Raw genomic sequence first — 13,465 nt, 5'->3', positions numbered from 1 at the left:
GAAAGAGATGCAAAGAAATGTCACAAGTTACTTAATAATATTGAATGTTTTGATATTTATAATGATGTTTTTATTTGGTGGTATAAGAGCTTTTTCTAGCCCACGTATATACATACTTTTTGGAGCCCAACTTGGTAATTTAATCACTGCTGGGGAGTGGTTTCGATTGATTACTTCTATGTTTGTTCATGGTGGATTATTTCATGTATTTTTCAATATGTTTGCCCTATTTTACGTGGGAAACTTAGTTGAAAGGGCATATGGAAAAGAAAGATTTATTTCAATATACATTTTATCAGGGCTTTTTGGTAATCTTTTAACCCACTTATTTTTACCGGGTGCGATCTCTGTAGGAGCATCAGGTGCGATATTCGGATTGATAGGACTACTTTTTGGGGCGGGATTTAGGCACGATACCCCAACTATATTGAGACCTGTAACAGGGACCGCTTTACTCCCAATTATCTTAATAAACGTGATCTGGGGATTCTTACCAGGTGCTAATATAAACAATTTTGCACATTTAGGAGGATTAGGAATAGGTTTTACCTTTGGTTGGTTAACACCTATAAGGTACACAAAGAGGAGTTACCAAGGGTGGAGAACGCTTTCTTACTTGTCTTACGGATTAATTATTGCAAGTTTTGTTTTACTTTTGATATTCGATTTTAGATACTACATATTTTAATTAAAACTCTTTTTTGAGGTGATGTATTTGACCATAGATGATTTGGTTGGTAAAAATGTCATAGAAGAAAGTATCAAAAAGATTTATGAAAAAGATAAAGAAATAAATTCAGTTTTGAGAATAGAAAAGGTTGAAGGGAATAAAGATGGCGACTATTTTGGCATACCTTTTTTGGTCAAGGATAACATTTTAGTTGAAGGAACTAAAACAACAAACGGTTCTAAAATCCTTGAAAATTATAATTCTCCTTATACCGCAACTGCCGTTGAAAGGCTTTTAAAAGCAGGTTTTACAGTGGTAGGGAAAACTAATATGGACGAGTTTGCCATGGGTAATACCAACGAACATTCAGCCTTTGGAGCTGTAAGAAATCCTAAGGATTTGGCACGAGTCCCGGGGGGTAGTAGTGGAGGTTCAGCTGCAGCTGTAGCAGCAGGGTACGTTCCATTTTCTCTAGGATCCGATACCGGAGGCTCAGTAAGACAGCCCGCCGCTTTTTGTGGTGTTGTTGGATTTAAGCCGTCATACGGTATGATATCACGATACGGTTTAACCGCTTTTTCATCTTCATTGGATCAAATAGGTGTTTTTGCAAATAATGTTAAGGACGTTAGAACTGTTACAGAAATTATGAAAGGAAAAGATCCCAAGGATTCAACCACGTTGGAGCACGATAAAGATCTGGTAAAAGATGTAGATATAGATTTATCCAAAACCAAAATTTGCATTCCAAAGGTTGTTTACCATGAAAATGCAGATAATAATGTAATAAAACAATTTGAAAGGGCTATTAACTTTTTGAGAAGCAAAGGAGCAATAGTTGACGTAAAAGACATACCGGAACTTGAATATTCAGTAGCAATTTATTATATAATAGCCCCTGCTGAAGCTTCATCCAATCTTTCAAGATACGATGGTGTCAAATATGGGTTGAGGAACGATGCCTTAGGTTTGAATAGAATGTATAAATCTACTAGAGAAGTTGGTTTTGGTATGGAAGTAAAAAGAAGAATAATGATGGGAACTTTTAATCTATCTTCTCTTTATTACGATCAATATTACTCAAAAGCCTCAAAAGTAAGAAAATTGTTGAGTGACAAAATAAAGGAAGTTTTAAACGATTATAATTTGATAATGACCCCCACATCTCCTGTTCTCCCACCAAAGATAGGGGAAAAGTTAAAACCTTTAGATTATTATTTAATGGATATTTTTACAATCCCTGCGAATTTAAATGGATCACCTGCCATAAGTATTCCTTTTGGTGATGTCCAAGGGTTACCTTTTGGTATACAATTCATTGGTCGATATATGAAGGATGAGGAATTATTAACTATAGCAGACAATTTCTTTAAAGAGACCTCCAGGGAGTTGAAAAATTATGTATAAAACCATTATAGGATTAGAAATACACGCCCAATTACTAACAAAATCCAAAGCCTTTTGTTCATGTAGTACAGAGCATTATGAAGCTGAGCCGAATATTAATATTTGTCCAGTATGTACAGGCCAACCTGGAACGTTGCCGGTATTAAACGAGGAAGCGCTTAAACTTGCGATAAAAGCTGGATTAATATTAAATGGACGTATAAATAAGTTTTCTAGGTTCGATAGAAAGAATTATTTTTACCCCGATTTGCCAAAGGGTTATCAAATTACGCAGTATTTTCATCCCATAGTAAGTGGAGGATACATAGACGTTGAAGGCAAAAAGATAAGAATAAGAAGGATGCATATGGAAGAAGATACGGCTAAGATGCTTCATGAAGGGGATCAGATTTCCTATGCTCAAGAAAGTTTAATCGATTTTAATAGGGCAGGCATACCTCTTTTAGAAATTGTAACCGAGCCGGATATAGAGACTCCTAAACAGGCAAGGATATTTATGGAGAAATTAAGAAATTTGCTTAGATACGCTGATATTTCAACGGGTGATATGGAAAAAGGAGCTTTGAGATGTGATGCAAATATTTCTATTCTTAACCAAAAAAACGAAGAAATAAGTAAAAGGGTAGAGATTAAGAATATAAACTCATTCAAATTTGTAGAAAAAGCGTTAGAATATGAAAGAGATAGGATTATTAATAATTTAGAAGAAGGTAGGGAGTTAATACAAGAAACGAGAGGGTGGGATGCCAACAAAAAAGAGACATTTTCGATGAGAACAAAAGAAGAAGAGATGGACTACAGATATTTTCCTGAACCAGATCTCCCCATCCTAATTTTGAACGATGAACTTATTGAAACAGTAAAAAAACTCATTCCTGAAATGCCAGAAGAGAAGACTAAAAGGTTTGTTGCACAGTACAACATACCTGAATATGACGCACAAATTCTCTCTTCAGACAAAGAGTTAGCTGATTATTATGAAAGATGCGTAGAATTGACTAAGGATGCCAAATTTGTTAGTAATTTTATCTTAACTGAGTTATTAAGAGAGATGAAAGAAAATGAGGATAGTATCGAAAATGTAAAAATTAAACCCGAGCATTTTGCGGAATTAAAAATGCTTTTAGATACAAATACAATTTCAACAAAGATCGCTAAAGATATTTTTCCCCAGATGTATAGAACAGGTGATAGCCCCAAACTGATCGTTGAAAAGAAAGGCTTAAAACAAATAGAAAATGAAGATGAGTTAAGAAAAATAATTGAAAATGTTTTAAAAGAAAATCCCGATAGTGTTGAAAAGTATAAGAATGGTAAAAAGAAACTTTTGGGATTTTTTGTTGGCGAAGTTATGAAGCAAACAAAGGGCAAAGCTAACCCTCAAAAAACGAACGAAATACTCAATGAATTACTTGAAGATAATTGAAAATCATCACGAGGTGATGATCCTTGAGAAAATTGTATTTTATCGGATTTTTTATGTTTATTTCAACAATACTTTTATCTTATGTAGGGTACACTCCCTTCGGTCCAGAGATAGAAAATAAAGGTGCGACCTTTACACTGTCTACATCGTCTTTTGAAGATTTTGGATTAGAGATCGGTTATTCCGATTACCACTCTTTATATATAGAAAATAAGCTCTTCAACAGGACGATAAAACTGAAAACTGGAGAGTCTTTTTTTAATGTGTTTGTGAATGTACCAGTATACAACAGTGAATTTGGTGTAGGATATGAGTACAAACTTGAAAATAATTTTTTGGGAGTTTTGACAGTAAAAAATTTTCAAAGAGTTGAGGTTAAAAATGTCGACCACGATATATATAACTTCACTCAAGCTAAGTTCAATGTCCCTTCATATGCTATAGGAAATTTATTTCTTTTTAACAATAAAAATATAAATCTATTTGAAGTAAAAGCTCGAATATATAGGCCTATAGAAATACCAATTAGTTTAGGTTATTCAAATGGTTTCTATTTAAATGTTCCTCTCGTTAACCTAGACAGCTACTATGTAGATACAATCGACGTAGGAGCAGCGTTAATACAACAAAAATGGTACCCAAATATTGGATTTTCAGTTCCAATGAATATATTCGATCAGCAGTTGCATCTTGGTACAAGAATAGCTTTTGGTCAAGATTTTTTTTACGAATTTTATATTTATAATGAAAATCTTAAGTTGCCTCTACTTTTTTCGTTCAACGAAAAAGGAGGAGGTTTGTTTTTTGAATTCTAATTATATTGCATTATATTTACACATACCTTTTTGTGTGAGGAGATGCCTTTATTGTGACTATGTATCTACAACCGATTTATCTTTAAAAGAAGAATATTTTAACGCATTATACAAAGAAATCGCTTTGAAAGGTAAAAAATTAAAAGATAGGAAAGTTAGAACGATTTATTTTGGAGGTGGAACCCCGTCTTTTGTTGAGGAAGAATTTATTTTTCAAACTTTTCGTACATTACAAGAACATCTTGATCTTTCTAATTTAGAAGAATTCACGATAGAGGTAAATCCAGAAAGTGTTAATGAGAAAAAAGTACATTTTTATAAGGAAATAGGAATCAACAGAATATCAATGGGGTTTCAAAGTACTTCTGATAAGATATTAAAAACTGTTGGAAGATCTCATGATTTTAATAAAGAATTAGAATCTTATAAACTTTTGACGTCTTTTTATGATAATATAAATATAGATTTTATCGTCGGATTACCATATGAAAATTTCGATACGGTTAATAGTAATTTGGAATTTATAGAAAAGATGAAACCTTCTCATATTTCTTATTATTTATTGGATTCTTCACATGATACTCCCTTAAAACATTTTCTTGAAATCAAGGAAATGAAACTTCCGGAAGATGACTTGGTATACGACCTCCTTGATTATATCTATGATCAATTTGAGAAATCTGAATATAATAGATATGAAATTTCAAGTTGGTCGTTACCCAACAAAGAATGTATTCACAATCTGTTTTATTGGTATAACTTAGATTATGTTGGATTTGGAGTTTCTGCTGGAGGGTATATCAACAAAAAAAGATATGTGAATACTTCAGATGTTAAAGCATATATTACACAATTAAATGATGATAAGCTTCCATATCGGACAAAAAAGTTGAATGACGAGTTTGCTGAGTTGTTAGAAACACTATTTATGTCTTTGAGGCTAACAAAAGGAATAACTTATGATTCTTTGGTTCAAAGATTCTCTAAAAATTTGGTTGACAATGTCTTAAATCAGTTAAAAAATAATTTGGAAGAATATATATCTATAGATGATTCTATTAAATTAACTACAAAAGGTTTAAACTTTTCAAGGTTAGTTTTTGAGAAGTTATTAGATATAGCTCCAACATAAGGGAGGTTTTTTCTTGGGAAAAAAGGATGAAGTTGAAAATTATTTGCAGAATAAAAATTTTAATAGTCCCAACTTATTCAAAAAAAGGAAAGATTGGGACAAATATTTTATGGAAGTAGCGGATTTGGTAAGTAAAAGATCAACCTGTTTGCATAGAAAAGTAGGAGCAGTAATTGTAAAGGAAAAAAGGATCTTAGCAACCGGTTACAATCAACCGCCGTCCGGTTTTCCTCACTGTGATGATATAGGTTGCATAAGGGACGATTTAAGTATAAAAAGTGGAGAAAACCAAGAAATTTGTTATGGTCTTCATGCAGAACAAAATGCCTTGATGCAAGCTGCTAAATTTGGTATTAGTACTGATAACGCATCAATTTATATCACCCACCAACCATGTTCTGTATGTGCTAGGTTGATAATAAACGCTGGAATAAAAAAGGTTTATTATAGAGAAGGTTATCCGGATAGTCTAACAAAACTGTTTTTTGATACTTGCAACATACAAACAAAAGTTGTTGAATGATCAAAATAAATATCAAAATGGAAAGGTGGGATAAAATGCCTGTAGAAAGATACTTTAAGTATTTAAGAAAAGATAGAATGACCCATGTATGGTGTCCTGGATGTGGTAATGGAATAATAATGAAAAGTTTTGTGGAAGCGGTCGATAATTTAAGTTTAGATAAAAACAAAGTGGCAGTTGTATCAGGTATAGGATGTTCTTCAAGAGCTACAGGGTACCTTGACTTTAACACTATGCACACACTCCACGGAAGGGCTGTGGCCTTTGCAACAGGAGTTAAACTAGCAAAGCCAGAGTTTAATGTGGTAGTAATGGGAGGAGATGGAGATATACTGGCAATAGGTGGAAATCATTTTATTCACGCTTGCCGTAGAAACATGGATCTAACTGTTATTATCTTCAACAATTCTATTTATGGCATGACAGGCGGGCAATATTCACCTGAAACACCTCCTGGGACTTACGCTTCAACTTCCCCTTATGGGAATTTAGAAAACAATTTTGATGCTGTTGATCTTGCAATAACCTCGGGTGCCACTTACGTAGCTAGATCAACCGTTTTTCATTACATGTTATCCGTTAAATACATAGAAAACGCCTTAAAACACAAAGGTATGTCGGTTGTTGAGATTGTTACAAATTGCCATACTTATTATGGAAGATACAATAAAATGACGGGACCTACTAAAATGTTGCGATATTTCAAAGATAACTCTGTCATACTAAGCAAAGCTAAAAATATGTATGAAAATGACTTGAAAGATAAGATTATAATAGGTGAATTTCTGAAAGTTGAAAAAGAAGGCTACGTTGACAGGTATGAAAAATTAAGGAAAAAATTGGTTTCACAGGAGGTATCACCAAAGTGAGTAGTTCAATAAGTACACCTAATTCGGTGAGATTCAGTGGAGAAGCCGGTCAAGGTAACATCTTAATGGGAATAATATTTGCAAAAGCATTGGTAAAAGAAGGATTTTGGGTAGTTCAATCTCAACATTATGGTGCCCAAGTGAGAGGTGGACTTTCTTATTGTGATGTGCTTTTCGATCAAGAACCTATAGATTATCCTGAAGCTGAAAATTTTGATATATTGTATTTGATGCACGATGTTGGTTTAAGTCATATTGGGAATCTCAAAAGAAATGGCATTTTATTATACGATGAAAAATTTGTTGAAAATATACCTCAGTATGTAGAAAGGATTACCAAAAAAATAATCAAAGTCCCAGCTTCACAAATAGCTATAGAAGAATTATCAAACAAAAATGTGGCTAACATGATAGGGTTAGGGGTCCTTTGTTCAGTAACTGAGGTAATTAGTTTGGAAAGGCTTATAGAAGAAGTCAATTTGAACGTATCAGAAAGTTACTTAGAAATTGATGAAAAAGCTCTCAAAATTGGTTATGCTTTATATAAAAAAAGGTATCCTTTAGAGTCAACTAAAATGTATAAAAAATTAGGGAAAGGTTATGAATAAAAATGATGAAAATAGGAGCCTAAAAAGTAGTTTTTCTTACGCATTGAAAGGGCTCATTGAAATTTATAAAACTCAAAGAAATTTTAGAATACAAAGTTTAATAGGGTTGATAGTGTTAATTGTTGCTATTTTTGCCAACTTAACTCAAGTAGAGTTTATACTTTTAATATTCACAGTTATGCTAGTGTTGATCATGGAAACAGTGAATACCGTAACAGAGAAACTGTTGGATTTTCTTCATCCTTTTTATAGTTCGTCGGTAAAGATAATCAAAGATGTTTCTGCTGCATCGGTTTTTATAACTTCTATCTTCGCTGTTGCGATCGGAATAATTATATTCGGTCGCGCTTTTTTCAATCTAAATCCTAAATATGGTATAATCTTAGCAATAGTTTTTTTGCTTTTCTTAAATTTATGTGGTTTTATTTATAAAAAAAGAGAAAAATAATGAGGAGGAAAATACTTGGATCAGATAAAGGCCTTAATAGTTGATGATTCCGCTTTTATGCGAATGGTTCTAAGAGATATTATAGACAAAGAACCTGACATGAAAGTGGTTGGATTAGCTAAAGATGGAGTTGAAGCGGTAGAAAAAGCTGTGTCCTTAAAACCAGACGTGATTACTTTAGATGTTGAAATGCCTAAAAAGAATGGGCTCGATGCTTTAAGTGAGATAATGTTAAAATCTCCAACAAGGGTTATTATGGTAAGTAGTTTAACTTCAAAAGAAGCCTCTATTACAATAGAATGTTTAGAAAAGGGAGCTTTTGATTTCATTCAAAAACCAGCTGAAGTACCTCTTGGACTATAAGAGACGTTCAGGATGAATTGTTGAGAAAGATAAGAGAAAGTATGAATGTCTCTATCGAAAGATTGAAAAATATCCATTTTGTAGGAAGCAAGAAGATAAGGAAAAGTGCAAGAATAAATATATTGGGAGAAAAAGTTGTTTTGATAGCGAGTTCAACAGGAGGGCCTCGTTCTTTAGACGTTTTAATTCCACAACTACCAGAAAATTTAAATGTCCCTATAATTATTGTTCAACATATGCCGGCAGGTTTCACAGCTTCGTTGGCTTATAGATTGGATAAAATTTCAAATTTAAAGGTGAAAGAAGCCGAAGATGGTGAATCTTTACAAAAGAATGTTGTATATGTTGCCCCGGGGGATTTTCATTTAGGTTTAAAGCAAGAGGATCATAAAATAAAATTGTTTCTAGATAAAAGCGATAAAATTAATAACGTACGGCCTTCAGCTGATTTCACTTTTGACCTAGCTGCGGAGATTTTTAAAGAAAACGCACTAGTAGTTATTCTGACAGGGATGGGAAGAGACGGTGCGAAAGGGGCATTTAAAGTTAAACATTACGGTGGGACGGTTATAGCGGAGTCAAAAGAAACTTCCGTTGTTTATGGAATGCCTAAAATTGTTGCCCAAGAAGGTTATGCGGATTTTGTTCTTCCCAATTACGATATTGCAGAAAAGATATTAGAAATTTTAACTGATCAACCAAGGGGATAAAAAGATGAGTAAAAGGGTAATTCGGCGGTTAATAATTTTTGGTTTTTTATTTCTCTCAGTTATTACATTTCCAAAAACACTTTATTTTCAATGGAGAGAAATAGATTCTGCTTACTATTATGAAGATGGGGAGAATCTATATGTTAGTTTAAAGGTTATTTCTGAAAAAAGTGGAAGAACTTTAGATGTATATAACGATACGTTGATTTACATAAAAGATAGTAAATGGAAAGTTTTCATTTTTCCCCAGAATAGTTTAGCAATTATTAACAGCACCGAATCCATTCATTTCGATCCAAATGATCTAAAAATAGTCGATGGAGAGATTTATTTAACTACAGAATTGATAGCTAAGTTGATCAACCTAGAATTAATTTCTAATGTTTCTGCTGTGTACTTGAATCTGCCACTAACTCAATTAAGTTCAATAAAAACGATCATACAAAAAACTGATGCTAGAATAATAATAGAACTTTCTTCAAGTCCTGAAGATGTTGGAATATATCCCTTGGTTAATAAATCTGGATATTTGATTAAGATTAAAGGGGCCGAAATTCCCAATTCTTATTACTATGAAGAATACAACAATAAGATTAATTACATAAAGGCGTATCACTATTCACCAACAGAAGTATGGATACAGGTAAAACTGAACAACTCTGCTGATTTAGAGGAATTAATTGAAGAAAATAGAATCATATTAGACCTTTCTTTTAAAGATAAAATAACCTTGCCTGTTTTAGTCTTGGATCCAGGTCATGGAGGGATAGATCCGGGAGCTGTTGGCCCTAACCAAACTTTTGAAAAAGATATTACTTTAGAAGTAGCAAAAAGAGCTCAAGAACTTTTGAAACCGTACAGTGTTAACGTTTATTTGACTAGGGCAAATGATGTATACGTTGATTTACATGATAGAGCGGTTTTTTCTAATGAAAAAGGTGCGGATTTATTCATTAGTTTACACTTGAATGATTATCCTCAAGATTCAACAGTTTATGGATCGGAGGTTTACTATTTTGATTTTTCAGAAAGCGCATATGCAAGAAGAATAGCCTATCGGGAAAATTTAGATTTTAATTCCGATAAGACTCTCATAGAAACATGGGTAACGGATAAAGAAAACAGTCTAGATGAAAGTGAGAAGTTTGCTAATATATTGGGAAATTATTTGAATGTAAATGGAGTTAAATTTAGGGGAGTTTATACTGCGGAGTTTGCTGTTTTGGCTTATACTAGAAGCCCCGCTGTTTTATTTGAAATGGAATTTATCAGTAACCCTAAAGTGGTAGATGAGTTTACAAATGGAAAATATGTAGATGTTTTTGCTGAAATTATTAAAAATGCAGTTATTGATTTTTTTGGTTTAAAATAGGGCGTTGGGGGATACCCCCCAAGAACCTTTAAATTTATTTTAGTATTTGGAAGGGCATTCTAAAAGGCGTAAACCTTTAAGGGCCAAGGCCCCTAAAACCTTTTTAAAAACCATAAAACAATTAAAAAACATCGTTTAGAAAACCGGCAAACCAAACCCCCAGAAGTATTTTAAATCTATTTTGATTAATTGGTTTGCACAAACCGGCGAACCACAAAGGAGGTTAATTTATTTGCAAGAGAAAGCTAAATTTCCTAATGATATATTGATTTTGTTAGTTTTGTTTGCTTTAATACCTTTTTTAATGTTACCCAATTTGGTGTATGAGTATTCCACACAAAAACATTTGGTTTTTTCTTTATTCATGGTCGTTATTTTAATTTATTATTTGTTCAGATACCTTTCTAAACCTATTTCAATAAAGTTCACTTATCCACAAATTTTTTTATCTTTTTTCAGCATTTTTGCCTTTTTATCTTTGATATCGGTTTATATGGAGAATAAATATTATCTATCTACATCTTTAGGGATAGCTTTTTATATCGTTCTTATTGTTTTTTTTTCGTATGTAATTACCACACGCTTTGGAAAGGATTTTAAATTTATTGAGTACGGTCTTTTTGTTTTTATGGTTACTGGGACTGTTATTGCCATAGATGGGCTTTTGAATAAGTTTTTAGGTTTTGATTTGTTTTTTGGTAAGTATGGCGATCCATCTCAAAGAATTGCCTTAAGAACAACTATTGGGAATCCAAATTTTGTTTCAGATTATTTGGCACAGCTGTTACCAATTTCTATATATTTTACTTTAAGGAAAAATACGAATACCTACATTCGAATATATGCTTTAGCGAATGTTTTGATAATGTATTGGGTTGTTTTGTTAGCCCAAACTCGTTCTATTTACCTTGCCACTTTTGTTGGTTTAGGATTAGCTATAATATCTCACCTCATTTCCAATAAAAAAGAAACCTTGAAAAATTATGTAAAAAGTAAAGAGTTTAAAATTTGGATAATTTTGGTTTTATCTGTTTTAGCCTTTTTATTTCTTATGTTTAATTTTGAAACACCATTCAACCGAGGGGGAGAGGTAATTGCTGCAGACCGCTTCGCAGCAATGACTTCTGTTTCTTCTTGGGATGAAAGAAGTCTGTCATGGCTTTCCGCTGTAAAACAATTTGCAGATGAGAATCATAAAAATCATTTTATAATCGGAAGTGGAATAAATACATATCCAGTTTATTCGGTTCACTACCTAGCTGAGGTGCAAGCTGGAAACCCCGAAAGATTTTTATATGCGTGGAATAACTTCAAAAGGGCTCACAACGATTATTTACAGGTGTTGGGGGAGACGGGCATTTTAGGTTTCTCCTCAATATTGCTAATGTTGGTAAGTTTAATGGTGATATACTTTAAGGTTTTAAAGTCTGAAAAAGACGATGACAACAAGAGCCTTTTATTTCCCTTACTTGGATGGAGTGCTGCGGTTATGGTAATCCACGCTTTCACAGAGTTTGCATTTCACATGCATCCAAATCTTATATTAAGTGTATTTATTCTCTCAAGTGCTGTATCAGAACAGTTCAATCCACATGTAAAAAGCTTTAATATCAAAAAAAGTCAGATTGTGATTATTCCTTTAGTGGTGGTTGGGATAGTAGCATCATACTACAAAATGAACGAGGTTACCTCGGAAGCTTTTTTCGTTAAAGGAAATGGTGAATACAATTCCATGGTATCTCTTATTAACGCTACTGAAAGTCAAATACCGAATATTATAAGTCAACTTGAAGCTCAAAAATCTAGCCTTCAAAAACAATTAGTGAATTACACTCCTGGAAGTGCCAGTTTTCAAAGAGTAACTCAAAGTATAAATCAGATAGAATCGCAGATAGAAAATTACAGAAATATGAAGATATCATATGAAAGTAAAGCACAACAAAGCTATGAAAATGCCTTCGAATATTTTCAGAAATCATTAAAATGGAACCCTAATTTTGGGAAGTCAGCATTTTATCTTTCTCAACTTTTGACGTCTAGAATTCGGCAAAATTCTCTTACTTATGAAGATTTACCTAAAATATTTGCAAAAGAAATCAATGGTTACGATTTTATGATCGAAGAATTTGAGGGTGTACTTGATTTAATGCCATTTCCAGATAATATTTTAAGAGACACCGTGGAACCAATTTATTCCAGTGACACAAACAACAACGCTAAACAGATTATTTTAAAAATTCAAACCCTTTACGACGGGATAAACCAGTTGGAATATTCATACTTATCCTTCAATGAAAAAAATGCCTATAGATTGATAGGCAGAATATATTATAACATTGTAATTCTATACGAACAGTTAAAGAATTATATTCCATTGGATAAGATAGAAGTATTAGAAAAACTTCAAAATGACGCTTACAATAATTTTCATCATTGGGAGCAGCAAGCTATATATATCCTTCCCGGGGGTTGGAACAGGTTCCCTGAATGGGAAGATGTTTATTACGAATATTTGCTGTTAACCGCAAGATTGATAAATATATATCCACAAGATGAATTAATAAACAATATAATTTTTATTACCCAAAAAGAGGGAGAAGCGGACTATTACATGGCCCAAAAATTTAGAGGAATACCAGATAATTCGTTAAAATTGTTATCTGAGTTATACTCAACCTTGAGGGATGAAAACTTAAAAAATCAACTGGCAGAAAACATTGTTAGCAATTATGAAGCTGTTTATAACTATTATAAGGGTTTAAAAGAAGAAGGATCGTCTAATTATTCCAGATATCAAGATAGGATCGAAAGTTTCTTCAGTGATTACGAATTCATCACAAGAAGGATAGTAAAGTAATGATTAAAGTAATGACTTTTTTATTGCTGGTATCTTTGAGTTGGTTTTTGATCGTATTTTCTGTTTACTTGAAAGTAAAATCTTATGGATACACACTTGAAGGTAGCCTGAAGGATTTCTATGTTGAAAATGCTTCTTTGATGAAAGTTAAACCTTTTATAGAAGATGGTCAAATTGAAGAAGCTGAATTGAATGGATATAAGATATATCAAAAAGATGGTAAAATTATTATAAACAGAGTCATTGAGTAACTTTGAAAAATATT

Annotated in this window: 12 protein-coding genes and 1 pseudogene; all 13 read left to right on the top strand. The window is 32.7% G+C overall.

Features of this window, described 5'->3' with window-relative positions; all coding sequences use genetic code 11:
• Positions 1–7 precede the first annotated feature (7 nt).
• The 13 genes and pseudogenes from AA80_RS01095 to AA80_RS01035 all read left to right on the top strand — a co-directional run bounded on the left by AA80_RS01095 (position 8) and on the right by AA80_RS01035 (position 13,451).
• Entirely contained in the window at positions 8–688 is a 681-nt protein-coding gene (locus AA80_RS01095) for a rhomboid family intramembrane serine protease (protein ID WP_103876034.1), read from the top strand.
• A gap of 27 nt (positions 689–715) precedes the next feature.
• The gene (gene gatA / locus AA80_RS01090; RefSeq protein ID WP_199177798.1) at positions 716–2,077 is read left to right on the top strand and encodes an Asp-tRNA(Asn)/Glu-tRNA(Gln) amidotransferase subunit GatA; all 1,362 of its coding nucleotides are present in this window, start codon (positions 716–718) and stop codon (positions 2,075–2,077) included.
• Positions 2,067–3,503: an Asp-tRNA(Asn)/Glu-tRNA(Gln) amidotransferase subunit GatB gene (gatB, locus tag AA80_RS01085; protein WP_166667770.1), complete on the top strand. Its 1,437-nt coding sequence runs from the start codon at positions 2,067–2,069 to the stop codon at positions 3,501–3,503. The genes gatA and gatB overlap by 11 nt, the downstream gene beginning before the upstream one ends.
• Before the next feature lie 23 nt (positions 3,504–3,526).
• Positions 3,527–4,318 (top strand): hypothetical protein, encoded by a 792-nt coding sequence (locus AA80_RS01080; protein WP_103876031.1) that lies wholly within the window; start codon positions 3,527–3,529, stop codon positions 4,316–4,318.
• Positions 4,308–5,450: a radical SAM family heme chaperone HemW gene (hemW, locus tag AA80_RS01075; RefSeq protein ID WP_158248344.1), complete on the top strand. Its 1,143-nt coding sequence runs from the start codon at positions 4,308–4,310 to the stop codon at positions 5,448–5,450. The genes AA80_RS01080 and hemW overlap by 11 nt, the downstream gene beginning before the upstream one ends.
• A 13-nt stretch (positions 5,451–5,463) precedes the next feature.
• Positions 5,464–5,973 carry a deoxycytidylate deaminase gene (locus AA80_RS01070; protein WP_199177797.1) on the top strand — a complete coding sequence of 170 codons (510 nt, stop codon included), beginning with the start codon at positions 5,464–5,466 and terminating at the stop codon, positions 5,971–5,973.
• Between the two features lie 35 nt (positions 5,974–6,008).
• Positions 6,009–6,842: a 2-oxoacid:ferredoxin oxidoreductase subunit beta gene (locus tag AA80_RS01065; RefSeq protein WP_103876029.1), complete on the top strand. Its 834-nt coding sequence runs from the start codon at positions 6,009–6,011 to the stop codon at positions 6,840–6,842.
• The gene (locus AA80_RS01060; protein ID WP_103876028.1) at positions 6,839–7,450 is read left to right on the top strand and encodes a 2-oxoacid:ferredoxin oxidoreductase subunit gamma family protein; all 612 of its coding nucleotides are present in this window, start codon (positions 6,839–6,841) and stop codon (positions 7,448–7,450) included. Before AA80_RS01065 ends, AA80_RS01060 begins: the two co-directional genes overlap by 4 nt.
• Positions 7,443–7,898 (top strand): diacylglycerol kinase family protein, encoded by a 456-nt coding sequence (locus AA80_RS01055; RefSeq protein ID WP_103876027.1) that lies wholly within the window; start codon positions 7,443–7,445, stop codon positions 7,896–7,898. The genes AA80_RS01060 and AA80_RS01055 overlap by 8 nt, the downstream gene beginning before the upstream one ends.
• Positions 7,899–7,955: 57 nt before the next feature.
• Positions 7,956–8,971: pseudogene (locus AA80_RS01050) on the top strand (protein-glutamate methylesterase/protein-glutamine glutaminase).
• 4 nt (positions 8,972–8,975) lie between these two features.
• Positions 8,976–10,343 (top strand): N-acetylmuramoyl-L-alanine amidase family protein, encoded by a 1,368-nt coding sequence (locus tag AA80_RS01045; protein ID WP_103876026.1) that lies wholly within the window; start codon positions 8,976–8,978, stop codon positions 10,341–10,343.
• A gap of 232 nt (positions 10,344–10,575) precedes the next feature.
• Positions 10,576–13,200: an O-antigen ligase family protein gene (locus AA80_RS01040; protein ID WP_103876025.1), complete on the top strand. Its 2,625-nt coding sequence runs from the start codon at positions 10,576–10,578 to the stop codon at positions 13,198–13,200.
• Positions 13,200–13,451 (top strand): hypothetical protein, encoded by a 252-nt coding sequence (locus AA80_RS01035; protein ID WP_103876024.1) that lies wholly within the window; start codon positions 13,200–13,202, stop codon positions 13,449–13,451. The genes AA80_RS01040 and AA80_RS01035 overlap by 1 nt, the downstream gene beginning before the upstream one ends.
• The last annotated feature ends 14 nt before the right edge of the window (positions 13,452–13,465 follow it).

The sequence above is a fragment of the Petrotoga sibirica DSM 13575 genome, from assembly GCF_002924625.1.
Taxonomy (GTDB): Bacteria; Thermotogota; Thermotogae; order Petrotogales; family Petrotogaceae; genus Petrotoga; species Petrotoga sibirica.
Note: the sequence above shows the minus strand (reverse complement) of the source record. Positions and strands in the feature narration are given on the sequence as shown.